Genomic DNA, 20,441 nt, shown 5'->3' with positions numbered 1-20,441 from the left:
TTTCACTCCCAACAGCTAAATTGTTAAATTAGATTAATACATAATCCATAGAGTCTGGTTGATACACCTCAAGCTCACCTCAAAAAGCTATTCCACTTCCAACTCTTTGATGCGTAAACGCTCCCCACTTTCCACTTTCAGATTCAACCCCTGACAGCATGGACAAACCGATTGGTGGCTATCTATTTCCACTATTTCACTGCAATCCCAACACCATGCTTGTGCGGGCTGGTAAATAATGTGGAGCTGGCAGCCTTCTGCAACCGTCCCACGACAAACGACGTCAAAACTGAAGCGAAAGGCACTCTCTTCAACACAAGAGAGCGCACCGATTTCAAGCCAAACAGCGGTGACTCGGTTAACTGCATTTTTTTTCGCCTGCTGTTCAATAATTTCTATCGTACTTTGGCATAACGAAACCTCATGCATCCTGCCCCCTTAAGTGGCGGGCAAACAATGCTCTACGTTCAGGTGCTTGAGGAATATTTGGGTCACTCACTGGAAGCGATAACAATATTCGCTGGCAATCATCCGTTAGGTGAATACCTTGTTCTGGTGTCAGTTTCTTTTCTAATGGCGACATTAATGAGCAAGCAAAATATTGGGTCAAGCCGTCTAATTCCCCCACGGTATACGTCATTTCACCATAGGGGAGGATTAGCCCAACCTTGTCACCGACCACGCGACGAGGCCAGTATTGTTCAGGCCCCGGTAGAATAATCGCGCTGAGCATCCAAGGCGTGATCACCACGCCCACCCATTGCCCTTCAAACAGAGCAAACTCACTGGCGTGCACAGGCATAGCCGGATGCAAAAATGACAAATCATGCATCGATTGTTCAGCAACTCGCGTAAATGCGGCCTCAACTAGAGGCCGAGGGTTAGTTTCATAACCTAAGATGTCATCCGGCATGCAAACTCTCTTCTTTCGCTATGATTTCCAAGCCTTCGCTTCGCAAAACCTCAATAACCTTTTGTAAAGCTGGCTCTAAAGCGGCCTGCCCTATTGCCGTCAAACCGATATGCGGTTCGAGGGATCCAGGCACAACGCCAACTAATGTTAGCCGCTGTGGGAATTCATCGGTTAAATGCAAAGCGGATAGCACATCTGATAAACCGAGTTGATGCGGGGAGATTTTACGCGTAAACAGTGCAGGAACTTCGTCATCGCGCAAGACTAAAATCGAGCCAGCCTGCTGGCTCGATAACACAACATCAGCAATGATCAAATGGTCTCTATCTGCCATCGGGCCAATCAATTCCATTCCCGCCGTTCCACCATCTAGCACTTCCACGCATTCAGGCAGGTGATAGCGCTGCTCTAAAGCCTCAACGATGCGTACCCCAATCCCTTCATCGCTCAGCAATATATTGCCAACACCTAAAACTAAAATACGCATTACAGCACCTTAACCTTAGTGACTTCGCCACCTTCTGGGTCAACAATGTGCACAGCACAAGACATACAAGGGTCAAATGAGTGAATGGTTCGCACCACTTCAAGGGGTTTAGCGGGATCAGCGACAGGAGTTCCTACCAATGCTTGCTCATAAGGGCCTGGCTCATCATTGAAGTTACGCGGGCCTGAGTTCCAAGTGGATGGCACTACCGCTTGGTAATTTTCAATTTTACCGTCTTTGATCACAACCCAGTGCGACAATAAACCACGTGGGACTTCCCCAAAACCAACACCTTTAATAGTGGCATTTTCAGGGAATACGGGTTTTACAAAGGTGGTGTAATCGCCTTTTCCTATGTTATCGACCAGCGCTTGCCATTGAATAGACAGAGTTTCATTCAGCACACAGCAGCGAACACTACGTCCGATAATTCGGCCCAATGTTGAATGCAGTTGATCCACACTAATCGTATTGCCTGTCAGTGTTTGGTACAGGTTTACCACATCATTAAAGTGTTTTTCTGTCGGCTCATGTTTTGCCGCTAATTTACACAACAAGTCAGCAAGCGGCCCGACTTCGACGGTTTTATCATAAAAAGTTGGGGCTTTTACCCATGAGTATTTACCGTCATCGTCCCAGCCCGTGTAATCTGGGTTGGTGGTGCCTTCCCATGGAGCCTGTGGCTCATTTTCTTTGTACCATGCATGTTTGCTACTTTCTTTGATGCCGTTGATCAAATACTCATCCATATGGCTAGTAATGGGGCGATAAGTACTAAAATCGCTGTTTTCCAGATAACCACCCGGTAATAGGAAACTCCCATTTTTACCGTCCATTGGCATTTCAGGCATACACATGTAATGTTTTGCGCCTTGGCCGACTTCGAGCCATTCAGGGTAGCCCGCAGCAATCACTGCGGCATCAATCTTATACACTTGCTCAATGAAATCCCCTAAACGGTCAATAAAGGATTTTACATACATCAAACGCTCGAGGTTCAGAACCCCGACACCATCAAGGTTAATAGGGTTTGCGACACCACCAACGGCAAGGTTTTGAATATGCGGTGTTTTCCCCCCTAATAACGCTACAATTCGGTTGGCATCTCGCTGACATTCAAGGGCTTGTAAATAGTGAGCTACGGCGATTAAGTTCACCTCCGGCGACAATTTCATCGCTGGGTGCCCCCAATACCCATTGGCAAAAATACCCAATTGCCCACTGGCAACCAGTTTTTTAATTTTATCTTGAACTCGCGTGAATTCTTCTGGGCTATTCAATGGCCACGTCGAAACGCCGTTCAAGATTTCTGCTGCTTTATTTGGGTCTGCATTCAATGCAGAGGTGATATCCACCCAATCTAATGCAGATAATTGATAAAAATGGACAATATGGTCTTGAATGGTGTGCGCGGCTAAAATCATATTACGGATATACTGCGCATTCACTGGCACATCAATATTTAAAGCGCTTTCAATAGTGCGTACCGACACAATACCGTGCACCGTGGTACAAACCCCACAAATGCGCTGCATAATCATCCATGCATCACGGGGGTCTTTCCCTTTGACTATCTCTTCCATACCACGCCACATCGTGCCTGAAGCCCAAGCCTTGGTGACTTTTCCATCTTCAATTTCACAATCAATACGTAAGTGACCTTCGATACGAGTGACTGGGTCTATTGTTATACGTTGGCTCATGCTTTACCTCGGGCCTCTGAATGGCTCATCGTTGTTTTTTTCAATGCTGGAATAACAGGTAATAAGCGGATCAATAAGATATAAGCGCATACCTCTATTGCCACAAAACCTATTGAAATTAAAAGTTCTTCTGTTGTTGGGAAATAGTCATATCCGCCCCCTGGGTTGAATGCAACGAGGGAATAGCTCATCCGCCACATGGCAGCCCCAATCAACATGCTCAAACCGCTTGCATATAACCATCGTGAATCATTTCTCAATGATGGCATGCGGAAAATAATCAATGGGAAAACCATTAATGCGGTTTCTATCCAGAACATCATGGCGTAGAAATCGGTATTGAAGATATGGTGCAACTTGCCCCGATAAATTAGTTCACCGAAACGGCAGACCAAGAACAGCACTAACAATACCTGCAAGATCCGAGTGATACGAACAAACAGCGGCCGTTCATCAGCGCCTTGCCCCCGCAACGCGGCTTGGAGTAATGACCCTTCGAAAATGACGATGGAAAAGCCCATAATGAATGCAGTCAGTAATGAGAGTAGTGGCAGCATTTCATAACTTTGCCAAATAGGGTGGACTTTATACCCCGCCGAAATCATCAATGAACCCATAGACGATTGGTGCATCATCGGCAGTAATGCGCCAAGAGCAATAATAAAAAACATCGCTTTATTCAGTCGCTTTAACGAAACCTTCCAACCAAAGCGCTCACACAGTGCAGGGGCAAATTCCAATGCCATCACACCGATATAAATCGTCATACACACTGCGGTTTCAAACAGCACTGAGTTGGTGTTAAAGAAACCGGGGATGTAGAAATAAGGCAAGTTCCAGTAACGACCTACGTCAATAGTGATAGACAAGCCACCGAGAGAGTACCCGAACAAACTGGCTAATAATGCAGGGCGCACTAACGGGTGATATTCACCGCGGTTAAATACATACACCGCCCAAGCCAGCGCCCAACCGCCACAAGCAAAACCGGTTCCAATCAGCAAGTCAAAAGCAATCCAGATCCCCCAAGGATAGCCACCATTTAGGTCAGAAACTGAGCCTAAGCCGAAGACCAAGCGTTTAACTATCAAGATGACACAAATCAGCACTAAGGGCCCAAAGACCATGATTGGCCAACTGACTAAACGCCCGCCTAGCGGCTGCTCTTTATGATGCGTCGTCATTTGAGTCATCTCCTTCGTGTTTGTCATTCTTGGTATTGCGATACACCAAGAAACTCAGCCCTGCCAACGCGGCCAATGGCAGTACCATGCCTTTGTAAAGCGTGTGCTGCACATATTCAGAACGCGCCCCTGTGGACAACTGCTCCAATTCAGGTAGCCCAAGGTTTTGATATGGCACACCGGAAAGAACAATGACTTGTGTACCACCGCCTTCAAGTTCGCCATAAACATGGGACTCATATTTCGGCACTTTAATCACATTTGGGTCATTGCTGTGTAAGGTTTGTCTTGGGTAGCCGTACTCATCCCCCACTTTGAGTGTTAAGCGTTTTTTGGCTTCCGCGAGTAATTCTTCACGCGTCCCGAAAATTACTGCGCCCGTTGGGCAAACTTCGACACAACCGGGCAAACCGCCCTTGTCTAAACGTTCGACACCTTTTTGGTTGCATAACTCGCACTTATGAATTGCACCAAATTTGTCATCGTAGGCATATTTCGGGATATTAAATGGACACGCCACCATGCAATAACGGCAACCAGTACATACGCTGGCATCGTAATGAACAATGCCGGTTTTTGGGTCTTTTTTCAGCGCTTGAACAGGGCAAACCGACACGCAATTAGGGTCAACACAATGCATGCATTGCTTTTTAATGTAGGCATAACCGTCTTTTTCTTGGTCTTTATGAACGCCTGTTCCACTGCTCCAAACCTGAATAATATTGTTGGTATAAGGGGTGAGTTTGTCATTATTTGACCAAGTTTGTTCCCCGACCGGGTTACGTTCTGGGTGGTTAATATCTTGGCATTTTGTCACGCACGCCTGACACCCAATACACAGGGTCGAGTCATATAGCATCCCCAAAGAATTAGGAATTGGCGGGCGGTTTTCAGGCCCCGCCAAGCTGGGTGAACTTCCCGCAAGTAATGCTCCCCCAGCGGAGAGTTTAAGAAAATTTCGTCTATTCACGGTTATTCTCCCCGTGAGTCAGTATCTTGTTGGCGTTTTTGACGACCTAATTCACGTACCGCCATCACGCTAACCCCAGCCACTAACCCGACAACACCACCAATTAACCCCACAGCTGTAGATGAAATTTGGCCACCTTCGCGGTTATTCACATCCGGTTTATCCACACGTGGTGTTGGGTTTTCAACACTTGCTAGTTGGTGGATAGCTTTATGGAACCCTACATTTTCTTCATTACAGCCATAACAAGGGTGACCAATTGCCACAGGCCAGACACCGCCAACATCACAGAATTGCAATGTGGAGCAGTTACCGTACGTTTCAGGTCCCTTACAACCTAAATGGTATAAACACCAACCTTCACGATGGCCATCATCACCGAACTCTTTTGCGAAGCGGCCCGCATCAAAATGAGGGCGACGTTCACAGTGTTCATGAATTAATCGACCGTACGCGAACATTGGGCGATTTTTGCTATCCAATTTTGGTGGGCGATTAAACGTAATTAAGTGTGCGACCGTCGCAAGGAAGTTGTGTGGATTAGGCGGGCAGCCTGGAATATTAATAACGGTTTTATCTTTAATGACTTGATCTAAACCCACAGCTCCTGTTGGGTTATCACCTGCCGCAGCAACACCGCCCCACGAAGCGCAAGAACCTATCGCAATCACAGCCGCAGCGTGTTCAGCCACTTCACGAATATGCTCAACAATCGGTTTCCCCGCCACCATGCAGTAAATACCACCATCTTTCAATGGGATAGAACCATCGACAACTAAAACATATTTTCCTTTGTACTTTTCAATTGCATCATGTTTATTTTGCTCAACTTGCTCACCAAAGGCGGCAGACAACACCTCGTGGTATTCCAATGAGATGGTATCGAGAATTAAATTTTCCAAAGTTGGATGGGTTGAACACAGCAAAGATTCCGTACACCCCGTACACTCTTGGGCGCCAATCCAAATGACAGGAGGTCGAGCTGGGTCACTAATAGATTCCGCAATTTGGGCAGCAGCCTTCCCGCTTAATCCCATTGTCGCAGCCAGTGCTGTACATAACTTCATAAAATCACGGCGGTTAATGCCATGCGAAGAAATAATAGAGTTATCTCCTATCATTCTTTTTTCCTATTATTATGGGTGGCTTAAAACCTATTCACTAGGAGAGAATTTTTGTTTATTATCTTAAAGTTATAAATACCACAAAGCCCTATGCACAAATGATGAATACGCTTTTTGCTTGTATTTATCTATTTAAGAAGCAAACAAAACTAACTCTAATGAAATAAATTCTTATTTAAGTAACCTGATGTATAAATATAAAATAAGATCCTATTCCTACCGCTCCTAAATCATTTGATCTTCATCAAAAGGCAACAAGAAATTTTATTTTTTTTATATATTTGCTAGAAAAATCGATTCAGTAACCCGTACTGAAACAAAAATTAAAATATAAATAAATAGATTTTATTTTCAATACTGCGTTATACATCACATCATTTAAAATAAAAAAGCATTTATTTTTCATTGTGATACTTAAACTCATTGTCTTAATATAATTAATTAAGCGGAATAGGTGTATTAATAACAACCCAATCATTAATATAAAAACAAATATGTTAAATAAGAATCAATATCAAAAATAAAATATAATCTATTAAAATGAAAAGCTGAAAAAACAGGTCGGTATACAACCCTATAAATATAATACTGCCCATTAGTAATAGATTAATTTTTCAACATCGCAGAAGCGATAGCGACTTGCCCCAATGATAGCCCACCATCTCCCATGGGAAATTGTTTTGCATATAGCACATCGAACTCAGATAGGTTATTCACTAATAGTTTTCTCAATAATTGGTTATGGGTCACGCCACCTGACAAAACAATTGTCTTAGTACCATATTGATTCGCTGACTTCCGTGCTAGCTCAGCAAAACCTTGCGCTAATGCCACATGAAAGGCATGTGCCCGTTGTGGTTTAGGCGCACAGTACGCTATCCATTGTTGCCAAAATGTATGTAAATCTAATTGTTGATCCACTAATGGCATAGTGACCGGATGTACGCTCACGGGTGATTTCATGGCAATCGCTTCCAGTTGGCAAGCAGCCTCTCCTTCCCAACTGGTTTGTGCCGTACAAATACCTAACGCTGCAGCAACCGCATCAAAAAGCCGCCCAGTAGATGAAGCCGTTGGGCTATTAATTCCTTTCTCAATCGCCTTTTGTAAGCCTTGCCAAGGAAATGACATTAAATAAGCGGCGCTCTCTTGCTTTTGCCACTGGGGAACAAATTGTAAACAATGCGCAAGGAAATTACGCCATGGCTGCCGAGAAGCTAATTCCCCTCCCGGCAGTGCAACTGGGGGCAAGCCTCCTAGATATTGACTGGATTTATAATCCACTAGTAAGCATTCACCTCCCCATAGCCGGTGGTCATCCCCATACCCCAAACCATCCAAAGCTAACCCAATGACTTTACTTCCATTTAATGGCAAACCATGCTCAGCCATTACCGCAGCAATATGTGCATGATGATGCTGCACTTTTATCAATGGGATCCGTAATTGCTGTGATAACGCCTCGCCATAGCGCGTACTCACATAATTAGGATGCATATCAGAGACTATAGCGGTTGGCGTAAAACGATAAATAGATTCAAATAATGCAATCGCAGACTGATATTGCTCAAAAATATCCATATCATCAAGGTCGCCTAGGTGTTGGCTCATGACTGCACTTTTGTCTCGCAATAAACAAAAGGTATTTTTAAGATCAGCCCCTAAAGCCAGTATTGATGGGGAATTTTCAAACCCTTCAGGTAAATCAATCGCATCAGGGACATAGCCCCGTGCACGGCGGAGCATTTCCGCTTGTCCATCATGATAACGCACCAATGAGTCATCTGCACGTTGGACAATATCGCGGTTATGAGTGAGCCAAACATCGGCGATATTGGCTAAATCAACCAGCGCAGCTTGCTCGCTCAACACAGGGGGCTTCCCTGATGCATTTCCTGACGTCATCACTAATGGGCGATTAACTTGTGCCATCAATAGGTGTTGCAATGGGTTAGAAGGCAACATAACACCGATTTCCGCTAGATTTGGCGCAATATATTGGCTTAATACAGGGTTTTTCCAATTTTTAATCAATACTATCGGAGCGGCAGAGCTTTTTAATAATGCACGTAAGCCATCACTCAGCGGCATATTGTGCTGCTCTAACCAATTCAGTGATGGGATCATAACCGCCAGCGGCTTGGTTGGGCGGCATTTACGCCCTCGTAAAGCTTCTACCGCCTCATCACTACTTGCATCACAAGCAAGATGAAAACCGCCAATCCCTTTAATAGCAACAATTTTCCCGGCCAATAACTGCTGAACTGCCAAGACTAATGCATTCTCTTTATTTGCGATCATTTTTCCTGATGGGTCGCACAATTTAATTTCAGGACCACACACCGCACAGGCATTGGGTTGTGCGTGAAAACGCCTATCTGCGGGGGATTGATATTCCACTAAGCAATTAGGACACAAAGGAAAATCGGCCATTGCAGTATTGGGCCTATCATAAGGCATACGACGAATAATCGTGAAGCGAGGGCCGCAATGCGTGCAGTTTGTGAACGGGTAATGAAAACGTCGATTCGATGGAGCAAAAAGCTCTTGTTGGCATGCATCACAAGTAGCAGCATCTGGGATGACTTGAGTATCCATTTTACCTTCGCCACTACGGCGAATAGTAAATGCGTCGGGTAATTTATCCCATTGAAAAGGTTGCAGTTCAATACTTTCTATATGGGCTAACGGTGGACAGTGTTGGTACAATAACTGAGTAAATTCAGTGGGATCCGAATCAGTACATAAACGAATCAGCACCCCTTCAGCATCATTACACACATCACCTAAAAGTTGGCATTGATGCGCTAATTGCCAAACATAGGGGCGAAAACCTACACCTTGCACTTTCCCTTTGATGCGTAACTGTATACCGTTTTTCACTCGTGCACCCTCTTAATACACTGAGGATATTTTCCCGCGAAGACATAAAAAAAACTTCACTTGAGATCAATAAAATATGAAAAACACATTAACAATACTCGCTCAATAGAAATAGCCACAAAGCAATTCTTGTGGCTATTTTAACAATAACAGTGAATTTATCAGTTTAATCGCTGATAAAACCATCTTCCATACGATTAAAGTTGTAGAAGAACTCAGAAGGATCCACGACCGCTGGGTCGCTATATTTTCTTGCTTCATCCCCCCATAATTGCTGCAATGCTTTCAGTTTTTCTGGGTACTTTTTCGCTAAGTCGGTTGATTCAGAAAAATCTTCTGCTGTATTGAACAGTTGCCATTGGTCATCATCATAGCTGGTGTTGTAACGGTGTAATGCGACAGCTCTCCAGTCTCCTTGAGTAATAGCTCGCTGACTACGCAGTTAAAAATACTGCACGTCACGGGTTTTTGCGTCATCCGAATTTAGTGTTCCCAAGAAAGATTTACCTGCCACAGGAATTTGTTTTCCCCCATCAACCTCTGTTGTAAATGAAGTTCCCGCTGCATCTAAAATTGTAGGGGCAATATCAATGACACTAACATATTGGGAGCGAATACTATTTGGTTGCTGTGTATGACTAGGCATGACACAGTCAGTGGAGTTCTAACACCGCCTAAATAAGGCCATAATTTATAACGCTTAAAAGGTGTTGCCCCACTGGTTGCTGGCCCTGAACCATGAGGCGTTTCTTTCGATGGCACATTGAAATATCAGGATTTTTCAATCGATACGCTATATGTTGATAGAGTTATGGAACGCTTTACCCCGAATAAAGAAAAATTCCATAGTGCAAATAAAACCCCTGTTGAATATATCGCAGCGGGTGGTATCAACTATAAAACAAAAGAACTCACTGCCAGTTATAATTATGGCTATGCGAAAGATTTCATTGACCGTCATGTTCTTGAACTAAGCTATATGCCTTATTCTAATATCACTCTTGGGTTCCAAGCTTTTGGTAATGTCCCTTTAGAATTATATAAAGATATGCCCTCCGCACAGCAGGCCGCTAATGGCACCTCTTGGGTCTATGAAGGTACTGTTAGATGGTAACATGATGCCTTAGGTATGAAACTGGGTATTGGCTATACTGATGCTTCAAAAAATGACGGGTCACTCGGTTATTTTGACAGGCATCCTTTGAGAAATGCACGTTGGCGTATTGAGCCTATGTCATCTGCCGCTTATCACTATCAGCGTGATGGTGAATTAGCTCTAACAGGGCTTATTGATTATAAATATGCTGAAGATTTTTATTCTGCAGTACAATTAAATTACGGTCAGTTTGATTTTAAAAATAATAAAATTAAAACAGGTGAGATTAATCTCATCAATGCTTGGCAACCTAGTGATCCAAGCTTAAAAAACTTTACGATATTTACTAAATTAACCAAAGCTTGGTTATATCAAGTACAAGGAAACCGCGTACAGCCTGTTTTTGATGATAGTGGCCACTATATTCGAAGAAATGCTATCGCCGCAGATATTATTTTTGATTATAAATTCAATATATTTTAATACCACTAATCATGTGTCGAGGGGCAAAATGAAAAAAACAATTTTAGCTATTAGTTTATTAACGTTATTAGGACTTCAAGCTCAAGCCAGCAACGATAAAATGCGTATTTTATTAGTTAATGACGATGGATGTGAGGCATTTGGCCTAACTGAATTAAAGTCTCAATTAGATGCAAAAGGTTATGATGTTTGGCTTGTCGGTCCAGCAACAAATCAAAGCGGAATAGGGACTGCTATTACATTCAAAGCAGGGAAAGAGTTTGATGTTAAAAAAGTCGATGAGCGTACTTATTGCTTCCCTGGTACTCCTGCAGATTCACTGGATTTTGGTTTGCAGGGATTATTACGGGAAACACCACCAGACCTTGTAATTTCTGGAGTCAACGATGGCCCAAATACCGGAGCCTCGCAACTTAATTCAGGAACGGTCTCAGCCGCAGCTCGCGCTGTACGTCTTGGCTACCCAGCGATAGCCGCAAGTATTGGTTATATTATGACTGAAGAAGAAATAAAATCAGGTTGGCCTAGCACCCAAAAATATTGGCCTGATTCAGTCACTTATATTGTTGATCTCGTTGATAATTTAAATAAAAAATGGTAGGCTGGCGAGAAAGTACTTCCAGCGAGATCAGGATTAAGCATTAATTACCCTGCACTGCCTAAAGATAAAATTAAAGGCGTAAAGTTTATTGAAAACGAATATACCGTTTCACCACAAGTTTTATATGAAATAACCGCCGAAGGAAAAACTAAGCAATTCATTAATCCTGAAGCATTAAAAATGAGAAATGATAATTCGGATACTGGATACCTCGACAAAGGATATATTACTTACACTGTATTCGATGGTGATTGGAATGCTCCTGAAGAAAAAGTAAAAGAATATAAAAATGATTTCAATTTTTAGGTCACAAAAAGGATTACAACATCCATCACATAGCTTCAAAAAGCCAGTAAGTATACGGATTAACAAGAAATTAAAAGCCGAGATGAATTACAAAAGTATTTTGGTGAGTCATTAGCGTGATATGTTTTAGAAAAACAAAAAAGCCACTTGCTAAGAAGTGGCTTAATGCGCTGATTTAACAGCTAAAATTTGGTGGCCCCTACTGGACTTGAACCAGTGACCAATCGATTATGAGTCGACTGCTCTAACCAACTGAGCTAAGGGGCCAAAGTGGAGAGGATTATACGTGTAGTTTTAGCTTAGGTCTAGTGTTTCGAAACCGTATGATGAAATTGTGTTCAACCTAGTTACCTTTCTTATAATTCAATGCGATAGCACAGGCTATTACTATCATTCGAACGTCGTTTTTTGCAATTTTAATGAGCCCTGCTATTTTTTATTTAAATCACTTTCTCGCACTTTATCTATATTTAACTCTCACCAATATCAAATTAACAATAAAAACAACATCATAATTGCAATCAATTTTATTAAAAATTCTTTATTCAAACAATTGATATAGAACAATATTTTTTATATTCAAATCTCACAATATGGTCTATAGATAATTCGCATATAGGACAATAATGATGAAAAAAGTACGTGCAGTTCAATATGGTTGCGGAAAAATGGGTAAATTTTTGATCCGTTACTTGCAAGAGCATGGTGCTGAAGTTGTGGCGGCTTTTGATATCAATGAAGCCGTTATTGGCAAAGATATAGGTGAAATTGCAGGAACGACGCCAACAGGGGTAAAAGTACAACCGCTACATGAAGCAGATAAAACCCTCGAAACCTTAAAGCCTGATGTTGGCATCATCGCAACATTGAGTACCATGGCTGATTTAGAAGACGCATTCTCCCTATTTGCTCGTCATGGTGTAAACGCCATTTCAACCGGAGAAGAAGCTCTTTACCCATGGAATTCATCACCTGAAATTACACAAAAGCTTGATGCATTAGCCAAAGAAAACAATTGTACTCTTGCGGGCAGTGGCTACCCTGATATGTATTGGGGCGTACTCATTGACACCTTAGCAGGCTCCATGCACAAATTGGTGAAAATTAAAGGTTCTAGCTGCTATAACGTTGAAGATTACGGTATCGCTCTTGCTGTCGGTCACGGTGCGGGTTTAACTGTTGATGAGTTCGACAAACAAATTGGTAACTATAATGACTTACCTTACGATGTTATTTCGCAGAAAATCGAAAGCGGTGAATATGCACCACCGTATATGTGGACACAAAACGGCTGGCTATGTAGCCGCCTTGGGTTAACGATCACCAGCCAAACTCAGCGCTGTGTACCGCAAATTGCCCAGCAAGATATTTACTCCGAAACGCTCAAAATGACTGTTAAAAAAGGGGATGTCTTAGGCTTATCTGCAGTGGTGATCACCGAAACCGCAGAAGGTATTACCCTCGAAACAGAGTGTATTGGGAAAATCTTAACAGCGGATGAGTGTGATAAAAATAGCTGGCAGTTAATTGGTGAACCCGACACCTCAATTGAGGTGAATAACCCAGCAACCGTAGAATTAACCTGTGCAAATTTAGTGAACCGCATTCCTGCACTGATTAATAGCCCAGCAGGCTATACCACCACAGAAAAAATGCCAAATAATGTATTTATGACCAAACCAATGCATGAGTATTTATAGCTAACATTGCCCACCTTTCGGTGGGCTATTTCCCCACACCTAGCCTTAGCGCGGTTTTACCATCTGCCATTCTAAGTGGTGTTTTATCGACGGCCATTCTGACTCGATAATGCTATATACGCAGCTATCACGCAGTTCACCCGTTTTAGTTTTCATATGATTACGCAAGATACCATCGAGCTTAGCCCCTAAACGTTCAATGGCACGGCGACTTTGGCTATTTAAAAAATGTGTACGAAACTCCACTGCAACGCAGTCTAATTCCTCAAAGGCATGTTTTAACAGCAAATATTTAGCCTCTGTATTTAATGCGGTACGTTGCACCTCTATTCCATACCAAGTGGCCCCGATTTCAACCCGCCTTACTGCATGGTCCACACGGTTATAAGAAGTAATACCCACTGGTTTATCGCTTCGTTTATCGATCACCACAAAAGGTAAGCATTCCTTTTTCTGGAAATTTTCTAGGCGCTTTTCCACATCTTGAGAGAAATGCTCAGGCTCAGGCACTAAGGCATACCACAAATTATGCAGCCCATCTCGCCGAATGATATCTGCCAGTTCGACGTCATATTGGTGAGATAGAGGTTCAAGGCGAACGTATTCACCTTCTAAAGTAATAGCTTGGCAAATCTCTTTCATCATGGTTTCCCTATATTGCTCTTTATGCTGTGTGTTTCTTTTTTTAATCTCTTTTTATGACATAAAAACAAAAAAACACCTATTTTTTTATGACACTCAGCTATTTAACCGAAAACATATGATAAAAATCACAAAATTTTAACATCTTTACCAAATTACCCCTTCATTACGCTACAGTTAACTCATCTGACCTGTTAATGAAATCCCGAATGGGAGTATAATAATGAGCAATTTCCCACACCTTTTTACCCCACTTGATTTAGGCCATACCGTCCTAAAAAATCGCATCTTGATGGGTTCAATGCATACTGGGCTTGAAGAACACCCACAAGGCAGTGAGCGGCTAGCACATTTTTACCGCCTACGCGCTGAAAATGGTGTCAGCCTCATCATTACCGGTGGTATCGCCCCCAATCCAGAAGGGGCGCTTACCGCTCATGGCGCGGTATTAAACGATAAAAACCAGCTTTCATTTCATCAACAAATCACGGATGCCGTCCACCAAGCAGATGGTAAAATCGCCTTACAAATCTTGCATGCAGGGCGTTATGGGCTGCACCCTAAATTAGTTGCGCCAAGCCCTATTCAAGCAGAAATTATTCCTTTCGCCCCTCGAGAACTTTCAACTGATGAAGTTGAAAAAACGATTGATGACTTCGTGACAACAGCCAAGCTAGCTCAGCAAGCTGGGTATGATGGTGTTGAAATTATGGGTTCCGAAGGTTATTTAATTAACCAATTCATTACCAAGCGTACCAACCATAGAACTGATGAATGGGGTGGGAGTTACATAAACCGAATTCGCTTTCCCATTGAAATCGTGCGACAAATACGGGAAGCCGTTGGGGAAAACTTTATCATTATTTATCGACTTTCCATGTTGGATTTAGTCGAAGAAGGCTCAACATGGGAAGAAGTTGAATTTCTTGCCAAACAAATTGAAAACGCAGGTGCCAGTATGATCAACACGGGTATTGGTTGGCACGAAGCTCGAGTACCTACGATAGCAACACAAGTTCCCCGTAGTGCGTTTAGTTGGGTTACGCAAAAATTAATGGGAAAAGTGAATATTCCGCTGATAACCACAAATCGCATCAATGACCCCTTTGTTGCAGAACATATTATTGCCAATCATCAAGCAGATATGGTTTCAATGGCTCGGCCGTTTCTTGCTGATGAAGCATTTGTCCGTAAAGCAGCAGAAAATCGAGCTGATGAAATCAATACCTGCATTGGTTGTAATCAAGCCTGTCTCGACCTTATCTTTAGTGGAAAACTCGCCAGTTGTTTGGTTAACCCACAAGCCGTTAGGGAAATGGATTACCCTAACGAAAAAGCCCCACAGAGCAAATCTGTCGCAATTGTTGGCGCAGGGCCTGCCGGGTTATCTTGTGCAATTTATGCAGCAAAACGTGGGCATCGCGTCACTTTGTTTGAAAAGTCTAACCACATAGGTGGGCAATTTAACCTCGCGAAGCAAATCCCCGGTAAAGAAGAATTCCATGAAACTATTCGTTACTTCTGCCGACAACTGGAACTATTAAATGTTGATGTGCGCCTTGAACAACAAGCCGATGTTGACTGTTTATCTGGATTTGATGAGGTCATTATTGCAACGGGTGTCGTTCCACGAAAGATCCAGCTCGAAGGGGTTGACCACCATAAAGTCATTTCTTATATCGATGTCATCACCAAACAACGTTCAGTGGGGAAAAGTGCCGCCATTATTGGGGCTGGGGGGATTGGTTTTGATGTTGCCGAGTTGCTAACCCAAGAAGGAAAAAGTAGCAGTTTAGATTCATCACTATTTAATAAGGAGTGGAATATTGACACCACGATCCATTCAAAAGGTGGCGTATTTCCCCCACAAAAATCCCTTATGTCATCAGCTCGCCAATTGTACTTATTACAGCGTAAAAACAGTAAAGTCGGGGCGGGCCTTGGTAAAACAACCGGTTGGGTGCATCGCTTATCCCTAATGAAGCGGGGCGTGCAGATGCTAAATGGTGTTGAATATATGCGAGTTGATAACGAAGGACTACATATTCGTTATCAAAATGAAATCCAGTGCCTTCCCGTTGATAATGTGATTTTATGTGCAGGGCAAGAGCCTTACCGCCCATTAAAAGTACAATTAGCAGAACGTGGGATTAATGCCTATGTTATTGGTGGTGCTGATGTCGCCGCGGAGCTGGATGCGCGCCGCGCTATCGAGCAAGGTATGAAAATTGCGTATCAGCTTTAATTTTTCTGCTCCGTTGTTCGGGATTTTCGCTAGGGTTTATCACATATCCCAAAAAAAGGCAGAGATTGCTTTCACAGTCCCTGCCCTTCTTTTGGTTCACACAATTAATCGCGGTGAGATAACCGTGCTTCAGCGTTAGCCAGTTTTTCATCTTCCGCTATGCACACAGCCGCAGTAAATAACACGTCAGTTGAAGAGTTAAGCGCTGTTTCGACTGAATCCTGTAACACGCCAATCATCACACCAACCGCAACCACTTGCATCGCAATCTCATTTGAAATACCAAACATGTTACAAGCTAATGGGATCAATAACAGTGAGCCGCCCGCAACCCCAGAAGCGCCACACGCACAGACTGCGGCCACTACACTTAATAGTAATGCTGTTGGGATATCAACAGGAATACCTAAAGTGTGTACCGCGGCTAACGTCAGCACTGTAATCGTTACCGCTGCGCCTGCCATATTGATGGTTGCGCCTAATGGGATAGAAACAGAGTAGGTATCTTCGTGCAGATTCATACGACGGCACATCCCCATATTCACAGGAATATTCGCTGCGGAACTACGCGTAAAGAATGCCGTTACCCCGCTTTCACGTAAGCAAGCTAAAACTAATGGGTATGGGTTGCGCTTCATTTTCCAATAGACAATCAGTGGGTTAACAACCAAAGCAACGATCAACATACAGCCAATTAAAACTGCGAGAACGTGGATATAACCTTTTAAGGTTGAAAAACCTGTCGTTGCGATAGTTGAAGCAACCAAGCCAAAAATCCCTAAAGGCGCTAAGCGGATCACAACACGTACCAGCTGTGTTACTGCATTAGAAAAATCATGAACTAAATTTTTTGTGGTTTCATTTGCATGGCGCAGTGCAATACCCAACCCAATCGCCCACGCTAAAATACCAATATAATTGCCCTTAATCAGTGCATCGATAGGGTTCGCAAATATATTGATTAGCAAACCTTTTAACACTTCAGCAATATTTCCCGGAGGATTTAGCTGTGTATCACCGACCACTAACACTAAATTTGATGGAAATAGGAAAGAACCAATAACGGCGACAACCGCGGCAAAAAATGTTCCCAAAATATATAAGACCAGTATGGGTTTGATATTGGTTTTTTGCCCTTGGCGGTGGTTAGCAATGGATGACATCACTAATACCCATACCAATACAGGCGCAACAGCCTTTAATGCACTAACGAATAAATCCCCTAACAACCCGACATTTTTTGCAGCAGATGGCCATAACCATGCAAGCAAAATACCTGCTATCAAGCCAACCAGTATCTGCTTGACTAGACTACCTTGGCTAATAACTCGCCATAACCCTGTTTTATTTGTATCCATAATAGACCTATATTATTTATCTTTATTAGGAATTAAATGTGTTTGCACAGCAAGTATAAGGAATAATAGTCGCCTGAAAAGGCAATTATTCAAAATATACACAATGATTGATTTTGTTTAACAAACATTTTACATAACTGTGATCTCAATAGAGTTTTGTTTCTTATAGTAGAATGGCATGAACAAAATGGTTGAGTGTTTTCAGAGGGTTAAAAAAAATCCCCTGCTTTTACAGCAGAGGATTTAAAAAATGAAAAAAATGAAAAAGGTAAATTAATTTTTTGCTTCGTTGCGTTTATTAACAATAGCATTAATAACTAGCGTTACGACTAAGATTGACGCAATCACGCCCAATGAAATCGGTGTTGGGATGTGGAAAATATCAATCAATAGCATTTTTATACCGATAAAGCTTAAAATCACCGCTAAACCGTATTTTAGCATTGAGAATTTCTCAGCAACCCCAGACAACAAGAAGTACATGGCTCGCAGGCCTAAAATAGCAAATAAATTCGATGTTAAAACAATGAATGGGTCAGTTGTTACCGCAAAAATAGCGGGTATGCTGTCCACTGCAAATATCACATCACTAATCTCAACTAAGATCAGTACTAAAATAAGTGGGGTCGCAAATAAAATGCCATTACGTTTAATGAAGAATTTTTCACCATGTAATTCATCTGTCATGCGTAAATGAGAACGAACCCATTTTACTAACGGTTTATCTGTAATTGGCGAGTCATCTTCTTTAGCAAAAGCCATTTTCAAACCCGTAAATAGCAAGAACAAGCCAAATACATATAAAATCCAGCTAAATTGTGTGACTAACCAACTACCTGCAAAAATCATAATCGTACGAAGTACGATAGCGCCTAATACTCCATAAACCAACACGCGACGCTGTAAATTGGCTGGGATCGCGAAATAACTAAATAACATTAACCAGACGAATACGTTATCGACAGCTAATGCTTTTTCTAATAAATAACCCGTTAAGAACGCCATGGTTTGGCTATCGGCAAACTCACGTCCTACGTTCTCATTAAGATACCACCAAAAGCCTGCTGCAAAGAGCAGTGAAAGCGTTACCCACACAATACTCCAAGCCGCAGCTTGTTTCATCGACATTGCTTGGCCTTTGTGTTTCCCTTGCCAGAACAAATCAATGAGTAACATAAGTAAAATAATAACGGCAAAACTACCCCATAAAATTGGGTTACCAACTGAGTGCATTTTCCTTTCCCTTAAAAACAAAAAACGGCTGATATCCAGAAGACATCAGCCGCTTAAAATTCGTTAACCACAAGTTATTTCTTTTGGTTGTAAATTATGAGCAAACCCCGCCTTCTGGCAAGGTCTCACTTACAACACAAACACCCCAAAAATAGGGAACTGTGGTGCTCGGCTACCGGGTGTAATATGTACACCGTAATGACGATAAACCGACAAGAAGAAGTTACTCCCCTTTGCTATGGCGATAAGATACGGTAAATAGTCTTAAAATGCAATAATTAGCCGTTATTGTTTTATCGTTATTTTTTTACATTAAAAGATAAATTAACCAGTATATTTCGCATACTCTGAGAAAAAAACAGGCTAAACGCCGTTTTTAAGCACTTTACATCGTTACATACCACACGATAAATTGTAAAAATAAACCAAAACTTAAATGAATTCTAAAAATAAGCTTAAAATTTGCTGTTTAGTTATTTTCTGTTTTGTTAAAGTGAGCGTGCTTTACACTAACAGCCTGAGGAAACACTACTTTCACTTTGGCATTCACTTAATCCATTTCTCCCTGCCCAACAACAAGTTTGTTGCTGTTATTGCCGTTTAGGAAACATTAATGGAATTAGTTAAAGAACTTTTTTTCGCCCTTTGGCACCAAGATTATGTCACCTTATCTAACCCAGCGTTAGTGTGGTCGATTTACTTCATGCTGTTCGCTATCTTGTTTCTTGAAAACGGGGTATTGCCTGCAGCGTTTTTACCTGGTGATAGCTTATTGATTTTAGTTGGTGTACTCATCGCTAAAGGCGCGTTAAGTTATCCGCTCACCATCGTCATTTTAACCGCTGGTGCCAGTTTAGGCTGCTGGGTTGGTTATATACAAGGGCGATGGCTGGGTAACACACGAATTGTTAAAGGCTGGCTAGCGCACTTACCTGAACACTACCACCAACGCGCTTATGGCTTGTTCCACCGTCATGGCCTCGCTGCCTTATTAATTGGCCGTTTTTTAGCTTTTGTCAGAACACTACTTCCAACTATCGCAGGCCTTGCAGGCTTGCAAAATGGTCGTTTCCAAGTATTTAATTGGTTAAGTGGCTTACTGTGGGTGTTAATTTTGACTGCGATTGGTTATGGCTTTGGTAAAAGCCCGATTTTCCTACAATATGAACATCATATTATGAATATTTTGATGTTGATCCCTGTAGGGCTACTGATCCTTGGCCTAATTGGTAGCATTGCCGTTGTCGTCAAGAAAAAGTTTTCAAATAAAAAAGTAAATTAATCCTCCGTGCGGGAACGCCCTGTTCTCGCATTTTCATTTTTACTTAATTTTACCTCTCAATATTTCGGCTCACCCCAACAAAGATAAACCACTGAAAATAAAAATATTTTCCTTAATACTGTTTTTTACATTTTTTCTGAGCCCACAATTTATTGTTGAATAACTCATTGCACTTAATGTAAAAACGGTTATTGTTAATACAGTGAAGTTTCTTTTCTATTGATAGGAGGT

At 42.2% G+C, this 20,441-nt stretch carries 17 protein-coding genes, 1 tRNA gene and 1 pseudogene; 6 read left to right on the top strand and 13 right to left on the bottom strand.

Annotated features, from left to right (window positions below; translation table 11 throughout):
• Nucleotides 1-87: 87 nt before the first annotated feature.
• From hypA to G6Q48_RS02585, 9 genes are all read right to left on the bottom strand, one after another.
• The gene (hypA, locus tag G6Q48_RS02625; RefSeq protein ID WP_166264365.1) at nt 88-429 is read right to left on the bottom strand and encodes a hydrogenase maturation nickel metallochaperone HypA; all 342 of its coding nucleotides are present in this window, start codon (nt 427-429) and stop codon (nt 88-90) included.
• Nucleotides 422-913, bottom strand: coding sequence for a hydrogenase-2 assembly chaperone (gene hybE / locus G6Q48_RS02620; protein ID WP_166264363.1), 492 nt, complete (start codon nt 911-913; stop codon nt 422-424). Before hybE ends, hypA begins: the two co-directional genes overlap by 8 nt.
• Complete coding sequence (locus G6Q48_RS02615) at nt 903-1,400, bottom strand: HyaD/HybD family hydrogenase maturation endopeptidase (protein ID WP_166264361.1); 498 nt, start codon at nt 1,398-1,400, stop codon at nt 903-905. The genes hybE and G6Q48_RS02615 overlap by 11 nt, the downstream gene beginning before the upstream one ends.
• Nucleotides 1,400-3,103 (bottom strand): hydrogenase 2 large subunit, encoded by a 1,704-nt coding sequence (gene hybC / locus G6Q48_RS02610; protein ID WP_102137880.1) that lies wholly within the window; start codon nt 3,101-3,103, stop codon nt 1,400-1,402. Before hybC ends, G6Q48_RS02615 begins: the two co-directional genes overlap by 1 nt.
• Complete coding sequence (hybB, locus tag G6Q48_RS02605; RefSeq protein ID WP_102137881.1) at nt 3,100-4,287, bottom strand: Ni/Fe-hydrogenase cytochrome b subunit; 1,188 nt, start codon at nt 4,285-4,287, stop codon at nt 3,100-3,102. The genes hybC and hybB overlap by 4 nt, the downstream gene beginning before the upstream one ends.
• Nucleotides 4,271-5,257 (bottom strand): hydrogenase 2 operon protein HybA, encoded by a 987-nt coding sequence (gene hybA / locus G6Q48_RS02600; protein ID WP_094961065.1) that lies wholly within the window; start codon nt 5,255-5,257, stop codon nt 4,271-4,273. The genes hybB and hybA overlap by 17 nt, the downstream gene beginning before the upstream one ends.
• A 2-nt stretch (nt 5,258-5,259) precedes the next feature.
• A complete protein-coding gene (hybO, locus tag G6Q48_RS02595; protein ID WP_102137882.1) occupies nt 5,260-6,378 on the bottom strand; it encodes a hydrogenase 2 small subunit in 1,119 nt (372 codons plus the stop codon).
• A 609-nt stretch (nt 6,379-6,987) separates the two neighbouring features.
• Complete coding sequence (hypF, locus tag G6Q48_RS02590) at nt 6,988-9,264, bottom strand: carbamoyltransferase HypF (RefSeq protein WP_166264359.1); 2,277 nt, start codon at nt 9,262-9,264, stop codon at nt 6,988-6,990.
• 442 nt (nt 9,265-9,706) lie between these two features.
• Nucleotides 9,707-9,910: a hypothetical protein gene (locus tag G6Q48_RS02585; protein WP_166264357.1), complete on the bottom strand. Its 204-nt coding sequence runs from the start codon at nt 9,908-9,910 to the stop codon at nt 9,707-9,709.
• Between the two features lie 165 nt (nt 9,911-10,075).
• On the opposite strand from G6Q48_RS02585, the gene G6Q48_RS02580 reads away from it, so the two are divergent.
• From G6Q48_RS02580 to surE, 3 genes and pseudogenes are all read left to right on the top strand, one after another.
• On the top strand, nt 10,076-10,378 hold the full coding sequence (locus G6Q48_RS02580) for a hypothetical protein (RefSeq protein WP_102137884.1): 303 nt from the start codon (nt 10,076-10,078) through the stop codon (nt 10,376-10,378).
• Between the two features lie 15 nt (nt 10,379-10,393).
• A complete protein-coding gene (locus G6Q48_RS02575; protein WP_166264355.1) occupies nt 10,394-10,843 on the top strand; it encodes a hypothetical protein in 450 nt (149 codons plus the stop codon).
• Nucleotides 10,844-10,871: 28 nt separating this feature from the next.
• Nucleotides 10,872-11,750: pseudogene (gene surE, locus G6Q48_RS02570) on the top strand (5'/3'-nucleotidase SurE).
• Between the two features lie 190 nt (nt 11,751-11,940).
• Here surE and G6Q48_RS02565 read toward each other — a convergent pair.
• A tRNA-Ile gene (locus G6Q48_RS02565) sits at nt 11,941-12,017 on the bottom strand.
• A 359-nt stretch (nt 12,018-12,376) separates the two neighbouring features.
• Here G6Q48_RS02565 and G6Q48_RS02560 point away from each other — a divergent pair.
• A complete protein-coding gene (locus G6Q48_RS02560) occupies nt 12,377-13,450 on the top strand; it encodes an NAD(P)H-dependent amine dehydrogenase family protein (protein WP_166264353.1) in 1,074 nt (357 codons plus the stop codon).
• Nucleotides 13,451-13,495: 45 nt separating this feature from the next.
• On the opposite strand, the gene G6Q48_RS02555 is transcribed toward G6Q48_RS02560, so the two are convergent.
• Nucleotides 13,496-14,092: a GNAT family N-acetyltransferase gene (locus G6Q48_RS02555; RefSeq protein WP_166264507.1), complete on the bottom strand. Its 597-nt coding sequence runs from the start codon at nt 14,090-14,092 to the stop codon at nt 13,496-13,498.
• 223 nt (nt 14,093-14,315) lie between these two features.
• On the opposite strand from G6Q48_RS02555, the gene G6Q48_RS02550 reads away from it, so the two are divergent.
• A complete protein-coding gene (locus tag G6Q48_RS02550; protein ID WP_166264351.1) occupies nt 14,316-16,337 on the top strand; it encodes an NADPH-dependent 2,4-dienoyl-CoA reductase in 2,022 nt (673 codons plus the stop codon).
• A 104-nt stretch (nt 16,338-16,441) separates the two neighbouring features.
• Here the strand turns inward: G6Q48_RS02550 and sstT are convergent, their stop codons facing one another.
• Together sstT and G6Q48_RS02540 are read right to left on the bottom strand one after the other, a co-directional pair.
• Entirely contained in the window at nt 16,442-17,695 is a 1,254-nt protein-coding gene (gene sstT / locus G6Q48_RS02545) for a serine/threonine transporter SstT (protein ID WP_102137892.1), read from the bottom strand.
• Nucleotides 17,696-17,968: 273 nt separating this feature from the next.
• The gene (locus tag G6Q48_RS02540) at nt 17,969-18,928 is read right to left on the bottom strand and encodes a TerC family protein (RefSeq protein WP_102137893.1); all 960 of its coding nucleotides are present in this window, start codon (nt 18,926-18,928) and stop codon (nt 17,969-17,971) included.
• 613 nt (nt 18,929-19,541) lie between these two features.
• Between G6Q48_RS02540 and G6Q48_RS02535 the strand changes: the two genes are divergently transcribed.
• Nucleotides 19,542-20,210 carry a DedA family protein gene (locus tag G6Q48_RS02535; RefSeq protein WP_102137894.1) on the top strand — a complete coding sequence of 223 codons (669 nt, stop codon included), beginning with the start codon at nt 19,542-19,544 and terminating at the stop codon, nt 20,208-20,210.
• The last annotated feature ends 231 nt before the right edge of the window (nt 20,211-20,441 follow it).

Source organism: Providencia sp. M-27, assembly GCF_011077905.1.
GTDB lineage: Bacteria > Pseudomonadota > Gammaproteobacteria > Enterobacterales > Enterobacteriaceae > Providencia > Providencia huaxiensis.
Note: the sequence above shows the minus strand (reverse complement) of the source record. Positions and strands in the feature narration are given on the sequence as shown.